This is a genomic window from Dyella psychrodurans, assembly GCF_003363265.1.
Classification (GTDB): domain Bacteria; phylum Pseudomonadota; class Gammaproteobacteria; order Xanthomonadales; family Rhodanobacteraceae; genus Dyella_B; species Dyella_B psychrodurans.
Map to the genome: position 1 here is coordinate 191125 of NZ_QRBF01000008.1, position 16967 is coordinate 208091.

At 61.3% G+C, this 16967-nt stretch carries 15 protein-coding genes; 4 read left to right on the top strand and 11 right to left on the bottom strand.

The genetic code is table 11. The features are described from left to right. Positions 1 to 8: 8 nt before the first annotated feature. The 10 genes from DWU99_RS18570 to miaA form a co-directional block, all read right to left on the bottom strand. A complete protein-coding gene (locus tag DWU99_RS18570) occupies positions 9 to 413 on the bottom strand; it encodes a restriction endonuclease (RefSeq protein ID WP_199535865.1) in 405 nt (134 codons plus the stop codon). Then, positions 406 to 1671, bottom strand: a complete 1266-nt coding sequence (locus tag DWU99_RS18575) for a HipA domain-containing protein (protein WP_115479579.1) — start codon at positions 1669 to 1671, stop codon at positions 406 to 408. The genes DWU99_RS18570 and DWU99_RS18575 overlap by 8 nt, the downstream gene beginning before the upstream one ends. Further along, the gene (locus DWU99_RS18580; protein ID WP_115479580.1) at positions 1668 to 1925 is read right to left on the bottom strand and encodes a helix-turn-helix domain-containing protein; all 258 of its coding nucleotides are present in this window, start codon (positions 1923 to 1925) and stop codon (positions 1668 to 1670) included. Before DWU99_RS18580 ends, DWU99_RS18575 begins: the two co-directional genes overlap by 4 nt. Positions 1926 to 2152: 227 nt before the next feature. After that, the gene (locus DWU99_RS18585; protein ID WP_115479581.1) at positions 2153 to 3445 is read right to left on the bottom strand and encodes an adenylosuccinate synthase; all 1293 of its coding nucleotides are present in this window, start codon (positions 3443 to 3445) and stop codon (positions 2153 to 2155) included. An 81-nt stretch (positions 3446 to 3526) separates the two neighbouring features. After that, positions 3527 to 3712: a DUF2065 domain-containing protein gene (locus DWU99_RS18590; protein WP_115479582.1), complete on the bottom strand. Its 186-nt coding sequence runs from the start codon at positions 3710 to 3712 to the stop codon at positions 3527 to 3529. 4 nt (positions 3713 to 3716) lie between these two features. Further along, complete coding sequence (hflC, locus tag DWU99_RS18595; protein WP_115479583.1) at positions 3717 to 4589, bottom strand: protease modulator HflC; 873 nt, start codon at positions 4587 to 4589, stop codon at positions 3717 to 3719. Further along, complete coding sequence (hflK, locus tag DWU99_RS18600) at positions 4586 to 5671, bottom strand: FtsH protease activity modulator HflK (protein ID WP_115479584.1); 1086 nt, start codon at positions 5669 to 5671, stop codon at positions 4586 to 4588. The genes hflC and hflK overlap by 4 nt, the downstream gene beginning before the upstream one ends. A 278-nt stretch (positions 5672 to 5949) precedes the next feature. Next, positions 5950 to 7272: a ribosome rescue GTPase HflX gene (gene hflX, locus DWU99_RS18605; protein ID WP_115479585.1), complete on the bottom strand. Its 1323-nt coding sequence runs from the start codon at positions 7270 to 7272 to the stop codon at positions 5950 to 5952. A gap of 6 nt (positions 7273 to 7278) precedes the next feature. Continuing rightward, complete coding sequence (hfq, locus tag DWU99_RS18610) at positions 7279 to 7563, bottom strand: RNA chaperone Hfq (protein ID WP_115479586.1); 285 nt, start codon at positions 7561 to 7563, stop codon at positions 7279 to 7281. A 157-nt stretch (positions 7564 to 7720) separates the two neighbouring features. Further along, positions 7721 to 8686, bottom strand: a complete 966-nt coding sequence (gene miaA, locus DWU99_RS18615; RefSeq protein ID WP_115479587.1) for a tRNA (adenosine(37)-N6)-dimethylallyltransferase MiaA — start codon at positions 8684 to 8686, stop codon at positions 7721 to 7723. A 108-nt stretch (positions 8687 to 8794) separates the two neighbouring features. On the opposite strand from miaA, the gene DWU99_RS21120 reads away from it, so the two are divergent. From DWU99_RS21120 to kbl, 4 genes are all read left to right on the top strand, one after another. Beyond that, entirely contained in the window at positions 8795 to 9520 is a 726-nt protein-coding gene (locus DWU99_RS21120; protein WP_199535862.1) for a hypothetical protein, read from the top strand. 164 nt (positions 9521 to 9684) lie between these two features. After that, positions 9685 to 10719 (top strand): L-threonine 3-dehydrogenase, encoded by a 1035-nt coding sequence (tdh, locus tag DWU99_RS18625; RefSeq protein WP_199535863.1) that lies wholly within the window; start codon positions 9685 to 9687, stop codon positions 10717 to 10719. A gap of 198 nt (positions 10720 to 10917) precedes the next feature. Beyond that, on the top strand, positions 10918 to 14535 hold the full coding sequence (locus tag DWU99_RS18630) for a DUF748 domain-containing protein (protein ID WP_484488891.1): 3618 nt from the start codon (positions 10918 to 10920) through the stop codon (positions 14533 to 14535). Between the two features lie 96 nt (positions 14536 to 14631). Continuing rightward, positions 14632 to 15831 carry a glycine C-acetyltransferase gene (gene kbl, locus DWU99_RS18635; RefSeq protein WP_115479589.1) on the top strand — a complete coding sequence of 400 codons (1200 nt, stop codon included), beginning with the start codon at positions 14632 to 14634 and terminating at the stop codon, positions 15829 to 15831. Positions 15832 to 15929: 98 nt separating this feature from the next. Here the strand turns inward: kbl and DWU99_RS18640 are convergent, their stop codons facing one another. Further along, entirely contained in the window at positions 15930 to 16811 is an 882-nt protein-coding gene (locus DWU99_RS18640) for a pseudouridine synthase (protein ID WP_115479590.1), read from the bottom strand. Positions 16812 to 16967: the final 156 nt, after the last annotated feature.

The window sequence follows — 16967 nt, forward strand, 5'->3', positions numbered from 1 at the left end:
CTGGACCGTCAAGCCTCTTCGTCGAAATAGTCGCCATCGACTTTCGGCATATGTATCGTCTTGGATGTCACGCCAACCTCATGATCAATCATGAGGTTGACGAGGCGGCTACCATCGATAAGCACCATCCCCTCAACCGAATTGGCAAATTCCAGGGCTTGCTGCGTAAACGAGGACGTTGTGATAAACACGCCGCGCTTGGCCCGTTGCCCTGCGAGGGCGCCGTAGAATGCCTGCAAATCAGGTCTCCCAAGCGAGCCCTGCCATCGCTTGGCCTGTACATAGACCTTTTCCAGGCCCAGTTTGTCCAAAGAAATCACGCCATCGATATGCGATCGATCTGACTTTTGATGGTGCCTGTAATCATTTGTGCTGTCTCGATTCGAATTTTTAATATCGCGGCGCTTATCGATGTAATTTCAGAGAGAGATCTTTTATCGGCCCGTGCACGATTTCGCGCAACACCCGTGCCTCACCTGGCAACGTGCCGTTTTCCTGCGCCTTTTCCAGCAATGCGGGGGCGTGGAGCGCTAGCTTTGCGAGCATGTCATCCAACAAACGATGGCTTGTTTTAGCCGAAATCCCTAGCATTTTTCCGAATTCCTCCACATCCACCCTGCGGACTTCGCCCAATCGCGTGGCGCGCCCTATGGGTGTGACCAGCTCTTCATTTAGCCAGCTGGCTTCCCTATAGATGCTTGTCGAAAGCAAGTCGTAATGAGGCGCCAAGGCGATGCCCTGTCGTATCGGAAAGAAACTCAAGTTCTTGAGATGGGCATCGCCATTGCCGACCAAAATATTGAAGATGGCCCAGCGAAAAATGGCTTGCCGTGTAGCCGCTTTGGCACGACAAAGTTCAGCGAGTTTGCGCAAATTTTGTGCAGTCGCTTGCTCGTATTTGAATGCGCTGTCGAGCGACAACAATTGGCATGCATCCAATACATGGCGTCGACGCGTATGGGCGACATCGCCTTCGCGATCGAAGCGCTCGATGAGATAAACGGGCTCTGGCACGCGCCGTACACTGACATGAGGCACATTCAGCCCTACCGCGTGAGCCAATTGCATGACGAATGACTCGTTGATGACGGTGTGCGCAAAGCGTTCCGGCTCAGGGTGGTCGGGCTTGAGTATGTGGGTCGATGCTACGCGTCCCTCGGGTTCGAATAATTGGCCGTTATCAAGGACGACCGCCAGCTTATGTTGCGCACCGGCCATCGACATGCGTTTAGGCGCATCGTGCGACAACGGCACACGCGGCAACTTGCGGATGCGGTCGGACAAAGCTAGATCGCTCAATGGCACAAGGGTACCCGCCGGCAATACCTCGCCAGGGGCCAGTAATGTCAATGCACCTGCAGATTCCGGACCGTAACGTTGCAGTAAGCCGAATGCATCGGCCTTATCAATGCCGGCATCGCGCGCGAGCAAGATGCGCTCGCCTGCTTCGGGCAGCAGATTGTCGAAGAACCATTGCACCGGACGTTGCGACGCACCGTCGCTGATTGGATCGTTTTGCAGTGGCAAGCTGGGCGAGAGGGCGAATGCATGGTTCGAATCGACCCACGTGGGGTGGTAGACGAACGACCACAGGTTGCCCGTCTCACGCAACTCACCGATCCGCTCTTTGTCATTCCATACGATGAGCGTCCGTGGCGCAGGTGTGCTCATGCACCAACCTTGGTATGGGCATCGACGTTGTCGGAGTCATTGGGGACATCCAGCATGATGCCGATGCCTAATTCTTCCAGCACCCGCAAAACCCGTCCCAATTGCACTGTGGATTTGCCGGATTCCACATCACTCAAAAAGACGTGGCTGGATTCCGCCATGCCGGCTAAATCGTCTTGACGCAACCGCTGACGCTTGCGCTCGGCACGAATGATTTCGCCGATGTCCGAGACGGAGGAAACCGCGATTTGCATGGCCCACCCCAATAATCTAAACGTTCGCTTAGATTACGCTAAATTGCACTCGATTAGCAAAGAAATCGAAACCATCGCTTAGATTTCGCTATTTTTCGCATCTTAAGCAAGAAAAACGAAGCGATCGTTTAGTTTTTGATGTGCCTTGAGCTTGGTGTATTTGGCGTAAGCCCCTGAAAAAGAAGAAGGACCCGAAAGGGCCCTTCTCGTGGCAGCTTGCCTGAGTATTAGGCAAACGGATCGTCCAGCACGATGGTGTCTTCGCGATCCGCACCGGTCGCCACGATGGCCAGGCGGCAGCCGGAGAGTTCTTCCACCGAGCGCAGGTACGCGCGGGCGGCCGGCGGCAGTTTGTTCCAGTCGCGGATGCCGGCGGTGGATTCGGCCCAGCCGGGGAATTCCAGGTACACGGGTTTGCATTCGGCCCAGCCGTCGGCGTCGAGCGGAGCGAGTTCGCGGCGCTTGCCGCGGTATTCGTAGGCGATGCAGACCTTGATGGTCTCCAGGCCGTCGAGCACGTCGAGCTTGGTGATGGCCAGGCCGTTGATGCCGTTGATCTGCACGGCGCGCTTCAGTGCCACCAGATCGATCCAGCCGCAGCGGCGCGGGCGGCCGGTGCTGGCGCCGAACTCGTTGCCGACCTTGCGCAGGCGCTCACCCATTTCGTCGTTGAGTTCGGTCGGGAACGGACCGCCGCCGACGCGCGTTGCGTAGGCTTTGCAGATGCCGAGCACATAGTCGATATCGCCTGCGCCCACGCCCGTGCCGGCGAGCGCGCCGCCCACGGTGGTGTTGCTGGAGGTGACGTACGGATAGGTGCCGTGATCGATGTCGAGCAGCGCGCCCTGCGCGCCTTCGAACAGGATGTTGCCGCCGTCCTTGCGCACGTCGTGCAGGATGGTGGCGACGTCGTCGACCATCGGGCGAATGAATTCGCCGTAGGCGAGCGCATCGTCGAGCACCTGCTGGTAGTCGACCGGCTCTGCCTTCAGCCACTGCGTGAGGATGAAGTTGTGATAGTCGACGGCGCACTTGATGAGAGCGGGCAGTTCATGCGGATACATGAGATCGGCCACGCGCACGCTGCGGCGGGCGACCTTGTCTTCATACGCAGGGCCAATGCCGCGGCCGGTGGTGCCGATGGCCTTGCCGCCGGCGGCGGCTTCGCGCGCCTTATCGACCGCGATGTGATACGGCATGATCAGCGGCGTGGCCGGGCTGATCTTGAGGCGCGGGCGCACGTTCACGCCCTGTGCTTCCAGTTCTTCGATTTCCTGCTTGAGCGCGGCGGGCGACAGCACGACGCCGTTGCCGATCAGGCACAGCGCGTCGTCGCGCAGGATGCCCGAAGGAATCAAATGCAGCACCGTCTTCTTGCCCTTGATGACAAGGGTATGGCCGGCGTTGTGACCGCCCTGGAAGCGCGCGACGGCGCCAACGCGTTCGGTCAACAGGTCGACGATTTTGCCTTTGCCTTCGTCGCCCCACTGTGCGCCAAGAATTACGACTGACTTGCCCATGATGTTTCTCGCTCTAAAAGACGTTCCGATCGGCGGAACGGGAAAACTATCGCGCGCGGCGGTTACCGTGCGGTGAAAGTGTTAGTGGATCCAATGCAGCGTCAGCAGCCCGACACCGATGGCCAGCGCGCCGAACACGCGCAGGGTACGCGGCTCCAACTGCAGCGCCTGGCGCATCATCGCCTGCCAGCCCTGCGGCGCGGCGAACAGCACCAGGCCTTCGATGACCAGTACCAGGCATAGTGCGGCGTAGAACTCGCGCGGCATGACGTCAGTGCCGTGCCGGCGCCGGCGCCGGATTGCCGAAGTAACGCAGGAATTCGGAATCGGGCTTCAGGATGATGGTGCCCTTGCCGTCGCCGAAGGCTTGCTTGTAAGCCTCCAGGCTGCGGTAGAAGGCGAAGAAATCCGGATCCTGCGATGCCGCCTGCGCATAGATCTGCGCGGCTTGCGCATCGCCCTCACCCTTCACTTTTTCGGCCTGGCTCTCGCCGTCCGCGCGGATGATTTGCGCCTGGCTTTCCGCATCGGCCTTGATGGCTTCGGCTTGCTGCTTGCCGTCGGCACGGATGACCGCGGCTTGCTGCTGGCGCTCGGTCTGCATGCGCTTGTAGACCGCGGCCTTGATGTCGTCGGGAAATTCGATGCCGGTGATGCGTACGTCCAGCACCGATACGCCCAATCCCTTCGCCTGCTCATTGGACTGCTGCAACGCGCTGGCAGCCAGATCGCTTTGACCGCTGGCAACCAGCTGCTGCAACGAGCGCGTATCGACCGCGCTGCGCAGCGCATTGCTGACGATGGGGCTGAGACGCTGGCCGGCCTGCAGCTCGTCGCCGTTGGTGGCGCGGTAGTACCCGGCAGGATCGGCGATGCGCCACTTCACGTAATAGTTGACATTGATGCTTTGCTTATCCGACGTGGCATAGCGCTGGGGCGTGCCGTCGAACGCAAGAATGCGATCGTCGAGCGTCAGCACCTGTTGCAGCAACGGCACCTTGGCGTGCAGACCCGGCTGTTTGTCGGTGCGCAGGATTTTCCCGAATTGCAGCACCAACGCGGACTGGCCGTCTTCCACCGCGTAGAAGCTGTTGATGCCCAGCAGCACAAGCAGAATGATGATGATCGCAGCAGTGGTCTTCATGGCTGCTTCCCCTTCTCCGCCTCATCGCTAGTGGGCTGCGCCACGGTGCCGACGCCGGGCAGATTGGTGGCGGGCTGCGTGTCGCCGTTGGTGATGTTGATCACGGTGCGTCCGTCGGAGCCGTCGATCACCTTGTTGTTGACGCGAAGGATTTCTCCCATCGTTTCCAGCCACAGGCGGTGGCGCGTGACATCCGGCGCGGCCTTGTATTCCTTGAGAATGAGGTTGAAGCGCTCGACATCGCCCTGTGCGTGCGCGATGCGTTCGGCCTTGTAGGCGTCGGCGTCGGCAGCCATGCGCTTGGCATCGCCGTTGGCGGCGGGGATTTCCTGGCTGGTGTTCGCGTGGGCCTGATCGATCGCGCCCTGGCGATCCTGGCGCGCGGCATTGACGTCGTCGAAGGCGTCCTTCACTTCCTGCGGCGGCGTGATGGCCTGGAAGCTGACGTCGGTCACCTGCAGCCCGCAATCGTAGGCGTTGAGCGTTTTCTGCAATTGTTCGCGCACCTGCTGTTGCAAAGCGCCCAAGGCAGGTGCGGGCGCAGTGCCGTCGTTTTGAGCGGTAAGGACGTCATCCATGCGCTGCATGCCAATCACGGCACGCACGGCGGCTTGCGCCGCTTCGTTGAGCGTGCCGTCCGGATCGCGCGTGTTGAACAGATACTTCTGCGGATCGACGACCTGGTACTGCACGTTGAAATCCACCGAGACGATGTCTTCATCGCTGGTGAGCATGCGAACCTGGTCGGACATCGCACGCACACGCGCCGTCGCGACCGGCTGCACGGTTTCGATGGGCAGCGGAAGCTTCAGATGGAAGCCGGGACCGATGGTGCGCGCATAGGCACCGAATCGCTGCACCACTCCCACCTGCCCCGCGCCGATGACGGCGTAGCTGGTCAACAACAGCCAGGCCAGGACAATGGCCGCGACGATGGTGACGATGCCACCCGGGCCACCCAGCTTGCTGAAGCGCTTGAAGGCATCCTTGAGTGCAGCCTCAACGCCCGGTTTGCCGCCGGAGCTTCGTTTGTTCTTGTTCCACGGATCGCGTTGCCCGTTGCCGGGTTCGTTCCAGGCCATGGTCAGTCTCCTTGGGGCCGCTGGGAGGCCGGCAGCAACGGCCGGAAAACGCTCTGTGCAAGATGGGACATGGTGACGGCTAATGGGAGTGCAAGCACCCGGGTATGGGGCCATGCACAAACGGTCGCATTCTAACAGAGACGGGTGAAAGGCGGGCTGCGGCCGGCGATCCGGAGAGCATTTGCCGCGCTGCTCCGTTGTCCTTTTCGTCATGCCGGCCAGCGGCAAGTCGCTCCGTGACAGCGGAGCTGGTCGATGACGAACAGGATGAAGTGAGATTAGTTGAGTACGTCCGGGAGTGAGTCAGGGCTGCCGAGCAGACCTCGCAGCAGCTCGATATCCGCCCCGTGTCCGCCGGCAAGCGGCGCCAACACACTACGTGGGGCATCGATACGCAAACGCCAGCCGGCTTCGTCGACGGCTTCCTCGGCGATGGCACCGGCCGCACGCAGCCTGGCGTGCAGGCGGCCTGCCGACAGCGGCAGATGCAGTTCGGATCGCACCCGTTCGCCACCGAGCACTTCGCCAAGCGCCTGGCGCAACAAATCGAGCCCCTGTCCGGCGGCCGCGGATATCCACACCTGCTGCGGAACGCCTTCCGCATCGCGCACGATGCGTGGCTCGCCGCCGGTCAGATCGATCTTGTTCATTACATGCAACTGCGGCATGTCCCCGGCGCCGATTTCCTCCAGCACGTCGTCGACCACCTGATGCAGACGCTCGCGCTCTTCGTCAGCAGCATCGCTGACATGCAGCAGCAGATCGGCATCGCGCGCTTCGGCCAGCGTGCCGCGGAAGGCGGCGACCAGATCGTGCGGCAACTCGCGAATGAAACCCACGGTGTCGGCCAGCACGGCGGGACCGCAGCTCAGGTCATCCAGCTTGCGCACCGTGGGATCGAGCGTGGCGAACAACTGGTCGGCGGCGTAGACGTCGCCTTGCGTGAGTTTGTTGAACAAGGTGGACTTGCCGGCATTCGTATACCCCACCAGGGCCACGCGCGGCACGGTATTACGCAGGCGTGCACGACGCTGCTGGGTGCGCTGGGTCTGCACTTTTTCCAGCCGCTTGCTGAGCATCTTCACGCGCTCGGCCAGCAGTCGGCGGTCGGTTTCCAGCTGGGTTTCGCCGGGACCGCGGTTGCCGATGGCACCGCCGCGCTGGGCGTCCAAGTGGGTCCAGCCCCGCACCAGGCGGGTCGCCAGGTGTTTCAGCTGGGCCAGTTCCACTTCCATCTTGCCTTCGTGGGAACGGGCGCGCTGGGCGAAGATGTCCAGGATCAGGCCGGCGCGATCGACGACGCGCGTGCTGAGCAGCTTTTCGAGGTTGCGCTCCTGCACGGGTGTAAGCAGATGGTCGACCAGGACCAGGTCGGCCTCCAGGGCGCGCACGGCTTCGGCGACTTCCTCCGCCTTGCCGGTACCGATGTAGTAACGGGGGTTGGGCGATTCCACGCGCGCGGGAATCGCCGCCAGCACCTCGGCACCAGCGGACTTCACCAGCTCGACGAATTCCTCTGCCCGCTCCTCTGCATCGCTCCCGCTGCGTGAATGCGGGAGGACCAATACGGCACGTTCGCCTTTCTTTTGCCTATCGAACAGAGTGAATCAACCTTCGTTATCGGCCGACGCGTGCGCCTCGATGTGGCTTTCATGGCCGTCATGACCTTCGTGGCCGTTGCCGACGCGCACGTTGCGGCTCGGCACCACGGTGGAGATGGCATGTTTATAAACCATCTGGCTCACCTGGTTGCGCAGCAGCACCACAAACTGATCGAACGACTCGATCGTGCCCTGCAGCTTGATGCCGTTGACCAGGTAGATGGCGACGGGAACGCGCTCACGGCGCAAAGCATTCAGAAATGGATCTTGCAAGGATTGCCCTTTTGACATTTTTGTTCTCCCCCTCGTCCAACGGATGGGTCGGAAAAAAATTTGGAGCCAAACGGCGCCCCGACCCAAGTTCGGTTGAATGTTAACCGCTTTTAAATCGTGGTTGAAAGAGTTTTGTAAGTTATGACAAAGAGATAACAAAACTGAGTCACACCGTTCACGAAGAAATAGGGCCGTTGGGCAGGTCCAGGAACAGGCCCACCGCCCCGGCGGCACGCGAAATGAGGTCGGAGCGCTCCGGATCGAGGCTCCGGGCGTCCAGCTCACTGCGCAGCCACGTGATCTGGCGCTTGGCCAGCTGCCGGGTGGCGAAAATGCCTTTGTCACGCAATTCGGCGGCCCCGTAGAGGCCGTCCAGATGCTCCCAGGCCTGACGGTAGCCCACCGCCCGAATGGCCGGGAGATCCGGCTTGAGATCGCCCCGCTGGCGCAACGCGCGCACCTCATCTAGCAGGCCGTGTTGCAGCATATCGTCGAAACGGTGGGCAATCCGGGCGTGCAAGGGTGTGCGGTCCTCCGGAAGAAGGGCAAGTTTCAGTACGCGCCAGGGAAAAGGCTCCCTACGACCACCCTGCTGCTGGGCACTGAGCGGCTTGCCGGTAAGGGCAATCACTTCCAGGGCGCGCTGGATGCGCTGGGCATCGCCCGGCTTGATGCGCGACGCCGCCGCCGGGTCGAGTTCGGCCAGCCGGCGATGCATGCCATCCCAACCGATGTTCGTCGCTTCATCGGCCAATTGCGCACGTAGCTCGGCATCGGCCTCGGGCAAGCTCGACAGGCCGCGTTGCAAGGCTCGGAAATACAAACCCGTTCCGCCGACCAGCAAGGGGACGCGGCCGGAATCGCCGATGCGCCGCATGGCCGCTTGCGCATCGGCACTGAAATCGGCCGCCGAATAAGGCACCGCCGGGTCGCGAATATCGATCAGCTCGTGCGGGTAACGCGCCAAGGTGGCCGCGTCGGGCTTGGCTGCACCGATATTCAAGCCGCGATAGACGAGCGCGGAGTCGACGCTGATCAGGCCGAGCGGAAAGCGTTCGCCCAAGGCGCAAGCAAGCGCCGTCTTGCCCGACGCGGTCGGGCCCATCAGGAAGATGGCAAGTGGGCGGTGATCGGCTGGCATCGCGGCATTGTAATTGGCGAACTCGTTTTGCGATTCCCGTTGCGCACGTGTGCACGTTCATCTGGTTGATACGTTGAAACCGGAAGCACTCGAACCCACGAACATCCCATGCTCCCATCGAAATCGAATCGCCCTCTGCTCGCCTTGATGGTCACCGGATCGATTTATGCGGGCCACGCCACGGCGCAAATGGCGTCGGCGACACAGGACTTCAGCGGTATCTGGCAACTCAACGACCGCGCCAGTGACAGCGCAGCTGTCATTACCGAACGCTTGCATCAAGAGCGCAGACGCGAGCAGGCACCTTCTTCGCGTCCCGCCGGAGCCAGCTCGAGCGCGACGGCCAGCAACCCTGCTCCGAGCGGCATGGGTCACGGCGGCGGCCACGGCATGGGCGGCGGTGGGATGGGAGGCGGTGGTGGCCATGGCATGGGCGGCGGCAGGCATGGCAATCAGGACAGCCAAAGCTCATCGGGCGGCGGCAGCGGCAAGCCGGCCAAGGACCCTACGCCTCCCTTGTTTGCCAATGATGCACTGCTGAACGTGCAACAAAACAGCGCTGGCATGCGGGTGGATTTCAACAACACCGATCGGTTGGATACCAAATTCGATGGCGTCGCGCGCCAGGCGCTCAATGGCAGCGCACACGTTCAGACCCAACTGACGCACGATGGCATGCAAGTGTCCATGGACTTCGGCGATGGCACGCGGCTGGACCAGACCTGGATGCGCTCGCCCGACGGACATCATCTGACCGTCACGGAAACGTGGACGACGTCGGATTTGAAAGACCCCATCGTGTTCACGCGCAGCTACGACCGACTGGATCTTTGAAGGGCCTGCTGTAAACCTGCGCGCCAACACCTTCTCCGTTGATCAGCAAAAACCCTCACGTCTGCGCCGGTGTCGCCGATGCCGCAGCGCGTCAAGTCATGCACAGGGGGGGCCGCTCTATAATTAGCGCCTTGTGCTCCCCGCCCCACCCCTGGATGTGCCCCATGCCGCAAACAATGAAAGCCTTGGTCAAGAGCCACGCCGAAAAAGGCATTTGGATGGAAGAAGTGCCCGTACCGGAAGTCGGTCCGAACGAGGTGCTGATCAAGCTAGAGAAAACCGCCATCTGCGGTACCGACCTGCATATCTACAAGTGGGACGAGTGGTCCCAGCGCACGATCAAGCCGGGCCTCACGATCGGTCACGAATTCGTCGGCCGCATCGTGGAAATCGGCCCCGGCGTCACCGGCTACAAGATCGGTGACCGCGTTTCCGCCGAAGGCCATATCGTATGCGGCCATTGCCGCAACTGCCGCGCGGGCCGCCAGCATCTGTGCCCCAACACCATCGGCATCGGCGTGAACCGCAATGGCGCGTTCGCCGAATACATGACGATGCCGGCATCGAACCTGTGGCCGATTCCGGATCAGATTCCGTCGGAGCTGGCCGCGTTCTTCGACCCCTATGGCAACGCCGCGCATTGTGCGCTGGAGTTCGACCTGGTCGGCGAAGACGTCCTGATCACCGGCGCCGGCCCGATCGGCATCATCGCCGCGGGCATCGCCAAGCACGTGGGCGCGCGCAACGTCGTAGTGACAGACGTCAACGATTACCGCCTCAAGCTCGCCGCCGACATGGGCGCCACGCGCGTGGTGAACGTCGCCAACCAGTCGCTGAAGGACGTGATGAAAGACCTTCACATGGAAGGCTTCGACGTGGGCCTGGAAATGAGCGGCAACCCGCGCGCCTTCAACGATATGCTCGATGGCATGTACCACGGTGGCAAGATCGCGCTGCTGGGCATCCTGCCGAAGGGTGCGGGCATCGATTGGGATCGCGTGATCTTCAAGGGCCTCACGCTGCAGGGCATCTACGGTCGCCGCATGTACGAGACCTGGTACAAGATGACCCAGATGGTGCTGACGGGCTTCCCGCTGCAAAAGGTGCTGACACACCAGATTCACATCGACGATTTCCAGAAAGGTTTCGACCTGATGGATGCCGGCAGCTGCGGCAAGGTCGTCTGTTCCTGGCACTGAACTGAATAGACGCAGCACGCTACAGGCGAAATGCCGGCAGCGTGCTGCGCAATTCCCTACGCCGCACGTTACACTCCGCCCGGGCGTGCCGACATGATTGTTTAGGGAGGTGCACGGCTACCGCCGGGCACGGTCGGTCCGCGATGTCACGGGAGCATCGACGGCATGGCAAACCGGAAGTCATCACCCAATGCACTGATGGAGGCCGGGCGCCAGCGCGCAGTCGGTCTTTATCGATCCCGCCGCATGCGCATCACTGCGCTGGTCATCGTCATCTTCCTGGCGTTGCTTGGCTTATTCGGGTTCTTCATCGCGCCCGGCATTCTCAAGAGCCAACTTGAAAAGCAACTAAGCGCCCAGCTTGAGCGCCCGACGTCGATCGGGGCGGTTCACGTCAACCCCTACACGCTGCTGATTGTCGTCGACAAGCTGCATATCGGCGAGCGCGATGGCACCACTCCCTTCGTCGACGTGGACGAACTGGTCGTGAATGCATCGTGGGGATCGGTGTTCCGGATGGCGCCTGTGCTGGACGAGCTGACTCTGACGCACCCGCAGATCCACATCACGCGCACCGGACCCCAGACATTCAATTTCACCGACATTGTGCAGCGCTTCGCATCCAAGCCGTCGCCGCCGAATGCATCGCCCGCGCGTTTCGCCCTGTCCAATATCAGCGTGCACAACGGCGACTTCACGCTCGACGACAAAGTGCTCAATGCCACGCATCACATCGACCAGTTCGAACTCGGCATTCCATTCCTGGCAAACCTGCCGCACGACACGGATATTTTCGTACAGCCGCTGCTGGCCATGCGTGTCGATGGCAGCCCCCTGCGCATTGAAGGGCAAACCAAACCTTTTGCGGATAGCCATGAGTCCGTGATCAGCTTCGGACTGGATCACCTGGATCTGCCGCGCTATCTCGGTTATGTGCCCGAGCCTCTGCCGGCGGCGATTCCCAGCGGACAGCTTTCGGGCAAGCTGGATCTGCATTTCATCGACACCAAACCCACGCAGCAACTTCGCCTCGACGGCCAACTGCAGGCCGACAACTTTGTCATGACAACCCATGACAACGCTCCCATGCTGGAGTTGGGTCATGGCACCGCGGTGTTGGACGACGTCGAGCCGCTGCTGTCGCGCTATCACTTCGGATTGATCCAGCTCGACCAGGCAAAGCTGCATTACGCCAAGCTGTCGGGCGGACGCACCAACTTCGACACGCTGATGGGCAAGGACAAGCCGCCTGCGCCGCCGGGAACGCCTCCCAACGACGCATTCATCACAACGCTCGCTCTGCAGAACAGCACGTTCGAATATGCCGATTTGAGCGGCACCAAACCCGCGCGTATATCGTTGGACAACATGCACGGGGCGATTCGCGCGTTTTCCACGGTTTCGGCGAACCCTGGCGCTGTCGATGTTACTTCTGCACTGGCCGGCGGCAGCGTGCATGCAACGGGCAAGCTGTTCATGAGCACGAGTCGTTTCGACGGCGACGTCACGATGAACGGCGTGGGTTTGCAGCCGCTGATCGCCATGGCACCGCCGATGCTCAATGCGGAGATTTCCAGCGGCACGCTCGACGGCGACATGCATCTGAAGGCGGACTGGAGCAAAACCGTCTCGTTGACGATGGATGGCACCACGTTCACGGCAAATAACTTTGCGCTGGACCAACACGGCCATAAACCGGTTGCCTGGCAGGCATTCAAAGCCGAGATCACGCATCTCGATCTTGCGAGCAGCACAGCGCAGCTGGGCAACCTAACGATGCAGGGCCTGAAGATCGACGCCAAGCGCCTGAAAAACGGAACCATCGATCTCGCCGGCCTGATGAAATCCAGCCCTCCGCAGGGACACGGCAAAGAGGCCGCGTCGCCGGCCTGGCATTGGAGCATTGCGCACCTCGCCGTTGACGGCAGTAGCTTCGCGCTGACCGATCCAACCCTTCCCAGCAAGGACGGTCACGTCGCGGTGGATGCCGACAAATTCGCCATCGATGGGCTTTCCGACGACATGCACAAGCCGGTGAAACTGGATCTCAGCGGCGGCATCGGTCACGGCAAGTTTCACGTCAACGGCAATGTGAAACCCGAACCGGTCGATGCGGATCTGCGTATCGTGGCGACCAAGCTGAATGTCGCGCCGTTCGAGTCGCTGGCGCAGGTACCGTTGAATGTCCGCGTCGACAGTGCATTGCTCAGCATGAACGGACGTGCCCGCTACCGCGATCGCAAGCCTGAGCCACTGGCGAGCTATCAGGGGCGCATCGTGCTCGGACGCGTGCGTGTGATGGACAAAGTCACCAACGACGACTTCGTGCGATGGAACTCGCTTGCTGCGACGGACATGAAGGTGCGCATGGGTCAAGGCGCGCCGCAGGTCGATATAGGTGGCCTCGCGCTCGATGACTTTTACGCGCGCGTGATCATCAACAGCAACGGCCGCATCAATCTGCAGGACGTGAAATCCAATCCGGCCGAAGCTCCTGTATCGGTGACGCGTGCGGAAGGCGGCCCTGCACCCGCCGCGACAACCCCGCCGCCTCCACCGGCACCTGCGCCGGCCAGCAATGCTTCCACCGGTGCCGCGCTCGCGACAGCAAGCACCGCAGCGGCGCCAGCGGCGCAGATTCATATCGGCCAGATCACGCTAGCCAACGGCAATCTCAATTACACCGACAACTTCATCAAGCCGAACTACACCGCCAACATCACCCAGTTGGCCGGCAAGATCGGAGCGTTCGGTACCGACACCAGCGACAAGCCCGCCGACGTCACCTTGCAGGGTCAGTTGGACGACAACTCGCCGGTCAATATCGACGGCACGATCAACCCGCTTACGCCTGTGGCTTTCCTTGACATCAAGGCCAAGGCCGATGGCGTGGAGCTCACGCATCTTTCGCCCTACTCCGGCAAATACGCAGGCTATCCCATCACCAAGGGACGCTTGACGATGGATGTGCACTATCAGCTTGATCAGGGCAAGTTGAATGCGGACAACCACATTTTCCTTACGCAACTGACGTTCGGTGACCGCATCGAAGGGCCAGGCGTCAGCCACTTGCCTGTAAAACTTGCCGTGGCGCTGCTTAAGGATTCCAACGGCAATATCGATATCCACGTACCGGTGTCGGGCTCGCTCAACGATCCGCATTTCAGCATCGGCGGCGTGATCTGGCAGGCATTCGTGAACCTGATCAAGCGCGCGGTGACCGCTCCATTCCGCCTGCTTGCATCGAGCATGGGCGGCGGCGGGCAGGATCTGGGCTACGTGGAATTCGGTCCAGGTTCGAATGTGCTGGATGCGCAGGCCACGCAGCGACTGGATCAGATCGTCGTGATGCTCGATAAGAAGCCGGCACTGAAGCTGGACATCACCGGCCGTGTCGATCCTTCCCTCGACCAGGACGGCCTGCGCAAGGTGATGGTGGACGACGCCGTGCAGAAGGAGGAAGCGGACGACATCGGCAGCCAGGCTGCCAAGGCTGCCCCCGTGAAACCCGGCACGGACGATTACAACAAGTACCTCGCCAAGGCTTACAAGCACGCCGACTTCAAGAAACCGCGCGACATCATCGGCTTGACCAAGTCGCAACCGCCGGAAACGATGATCAAGCTGATGGAAACCAACGTGAACGTGGATCAGGACGCCCTGCGCCACCTCGCCGAACGACGCGCCGATGCTGTGCGCCAGTACATGCACGGCAAGATCGACGATAGCCGCGTGTTCGTGCTCGCGCCCAAGCTGGATGCCTCGGGAATCGACGACAAGGGCAAGACTACGCGCGACGATTTCGGCCTGCATTGAGGAAAACGGGGGTTGGGGACCAGGGGCTGGCCTCCGCTCTTCAATCCCCCGCCGGAAAGTCCGACAATTGCGCTTTCCCCAACTTGGCAGTCCCCCATGAGCTACTCCGGCCAGGCGCGTTACGCCCAAGAACTCGAATCCATCCGCGAACAGGGTCTGTTCAAGGCTGAGCGCATCATCACCTCCCCGCAATCGGCCGAGATCGAGCTGCAGGGCGGCCGCAGAGTGCTCAACTTCTGCGCGAACAACTATCTGGGCTTGGCCGACCATCCGGACGTGATCCGCGCAGCCAAGGACGCGTTGGATACGCATGGCTTCGGCATGGCGTCGGTGCGCTTTATCTGCGGCACCCAGGACCTGCACAAGCAGCTGGAAAAGAAGATCGCCGAGTTCTTCGGCACCGAAGACACCATCCTCTACGCCGCGTGTTTCGACGCGAACGGCGGCCTGTACGAACCGCTGCTGGGCGAAGAAGATGCCGTCATTTCCGACGCGCTGAATCACGCCTCGATCATCGACGGCATTCGCCTCTGCAAGGCCAAGCGCTTCCGCTACGCCAACTGCGACATGGCCGACCTGGAAGCGCAGTTGCAAGCCGCCGACGCCGCCGGCGCGCGCACCAAGCTGATCACCAGCGACGGTGCGTTCTCGATGGACGGTTTTATCGCGCCGCTGGACAAGATCACCGCGCTTGCCGCCAAGTACAACGCATTGGTGCATATCGACGAATGCCACTGCACCGGTTTCCTCGGCCCGCATGGCCGCGGTTCGGCGGAAGTGCACGGCGTGATGGACAAGATCGACATCTTCACCGGCACGCTAGGCAAGGCGTTGGGTGGTGCGCTGGGCGGCTTCACCACCGGTCGCGCCGAAGTCATCGAGATGCTGCGTCAGCGCTCGCGTCCCTACCTGTTCTCCAACTCGCTGCCGCCGCACGTCGTCGCTGCTGCAATCCAAGTGTTCGATATGCTCGGTTCGGCAGGCGACCTGCGTGAGCGCGTGCAGGAAAATACCCGTTATTTCCGCCAACAGATGACGAAGGCCGGCTTCGACATCAAGCCGGGCGTGCACCCGATCGTGCCGGTGATGGTGTACGACGCGAAGAAGGCGCAAGCCATGGCTTCCGGGCTGCTCGAGGAAGGCATCTATGTCACGGGCTTCTTCTATCCGGTGGTCCCGCAGGGTCAGGCACGCATCCGCACACAGATGAGCGCTGCGCACACGCGCGAGCATCTGGATCGCGCGATCGCAGCGTTCACGAAAGTCGGTCGGTCGCTGGGCGTGATCGGCGGGTGAGCAATCGTTGGCGCCACATGTCGAGAATCCTCGGCATGTGGCGCGATGCGATGGGAAATGGAGTTTGCTGCGCAAGTCAGATGTAGCGCGCCGCAATACTATCTGCGCCGTTTTGGACCCGGCGCGCCCTTAGGCCGCAATCGAACGGACGTTGCAGGTTGTGTGCGACTGCGCGTGGTATTGGTTGTCCCGCGCGACGAAGCACGATCCAGGGTATCTTCAGCGTGATGCTCGCGTGCAAGGTTTGCCACTTCATCACCGCTCAGATGGCGCCACTGGCCTTTGCCCAGCTCGCCCAGCGCAAGGTCGCCGACGGTGACACGTATCAATCGCAGCACGTTAATGCCGTGCGCCTTGAGCAGGCGCCGGATGTGCCGGTTGCGTCCTTCGTCCAGCACAATTTCCAACCATGCGTTTTTTTCACCGGTCCGAAGCAGCGATACGCGCTTTGCATTTAGCCTCTCCCCTTGATCCTCGACGCCATGGATCAATTGATCCAGCAATGTTCGATCGGGAATGGCGTCAATCTGCACGTGATAGGTCTTGTCAACGTGATAGCGCGGATCGGTGAGCCTGGCCGCCCATGCACTGTCATTGCTGAGCAACAGCAATCCTTCGCTGGCTTTGTCGAGTCGTCCCACGGGGCCTAGCCACGGCAAGCCCGATGTGGCCAGCAGTTCGTAAATGGTGTCGCGTCCATGCTCATCGGCAGCGGTCACCACGATCCCGCGCGGCTTGTTCAGCGCCACATAGATGCGCTTCGCCACGGTCACCGCTTCGCCATCGAGACAAATGCGCTGACGTTCGGGATCCGCAGGGCGTTCCGGATCGAGCACGACTCGTCCATCGACACTTACCCTGCCCTCGCGTACGGCCTTTTCAGCCTGGCTGCGGGAACACACGCCCAGCTTGCTGATGACGCGCGCAAGACCGAACTTGGGTCGAGCCGACGTGTGCGAAGGTGTTCGAGTGGTGACCATGCGATGCTCAGACTAGCCTGCCGGCAAAAGAAAAGCCCGGCTGACGCCGGGCTTTTCCGTAACGCTTTGCCGTAATCGGATTACTGCTGAACCTGCAGTTCCGTACGACGGTTGCGAGCGCGGCCGGCATCCGTCTTGTTGCTGTCGATCGGATCG

Excerpts from the sequence above, each read along its gene's own strand:
- hflK (WP_115479584.1), bottom strand. The coding sequence starts at position 5,671 with ATGGCCTGGAACGAACCCGGCAACGGGCAACGCGATCCGTGGAACAAG.
- DWU99_RS18580 (WP_115479580.1), bottom strand. The coding sequence starts at position 1,925 with ATGCAAATCGCGGTTTCCTCCGTCTCGGACATCGGCGAAATCATTCGT.
- DWU99_RS18640 (WP_115479590.1), bottom strand. The coding sequence starts at position 16,811 with ATGGTCACCACTCGAACACCTTCGCACACGTCGGCTCGACCCAAGTTC.
- miaA (WP_115479587.1), bottom strand. The coding sequence starts at position 8,686 with ATGCCAGCCGATCACCGCCCACTTGCCATCTTCCTGATGGGCCCGACC.
- DWU99_RS18590 (WP_115479582.1), bottom strand. The coding sequence starts at position 3,712 with ATGCCGCGCGAGTTCTACGCCGCACTATGCCTGGTACTGGTCATCGAA.
- DWU99_RS18575 (WP_115479579.1), bottom strand. The coding sequence starts at position 1,671 with ATGAGCACACCTGCGCCACGGACGCTCATCGTATGGAATGACAAAGAG.
- hflC (WP_115479583.1), bottom strand. The coding sequence starts at position 4,589 with ATGAAGACCACTGCTGCGATCATCATCATTCTGCTTGTGCTGCTGGGC.
- tdh (WP_199535863.1), top strand. The coding sequence starts at position 9,685 with ATGCCGCAAACAATGAAAGCCTTGGTCAAGAGCCACGCCGAAAAAGGC.
- DWU99_RS18630 (WP_484488891.1), top strand. The coding sequence starts at position 10,918 with ATGGAGGCCGGGCGCCAGCGCGCAGTCGGTCTTTATCGATCCCGCCGC.
- DWU99_RS18585 (WP_115479581.1), bottom strand. The coding sequence starts at position 3,445 with ATGGGCAAGTCAGTCGTAATTCTTGGCGCACAGTGGGGCGACGAAGGC.
- DWU99_RS21120 (WP_199535862.1), top strand. The coding sequence starts at position 8,795 with ATGCTCCCATCGAAATCGAATCGCCCTCTGCTCGCCTTGATGGTCACC.
- hfq (WP_115479586.1), bottom strand. The coding sequence starts at position 7,563 with ATGTCAAAAGGGCAATCCTTGCAAGATCCATTTCTGAATGCTTTGCGC.
- kbl (WP_115479589.1), top strand. The coding sequence starts at position 14,632 with ATGAGCTACTCCGGCCAGGCGCGTTACGCCCAAGAACTCGAATCCATC.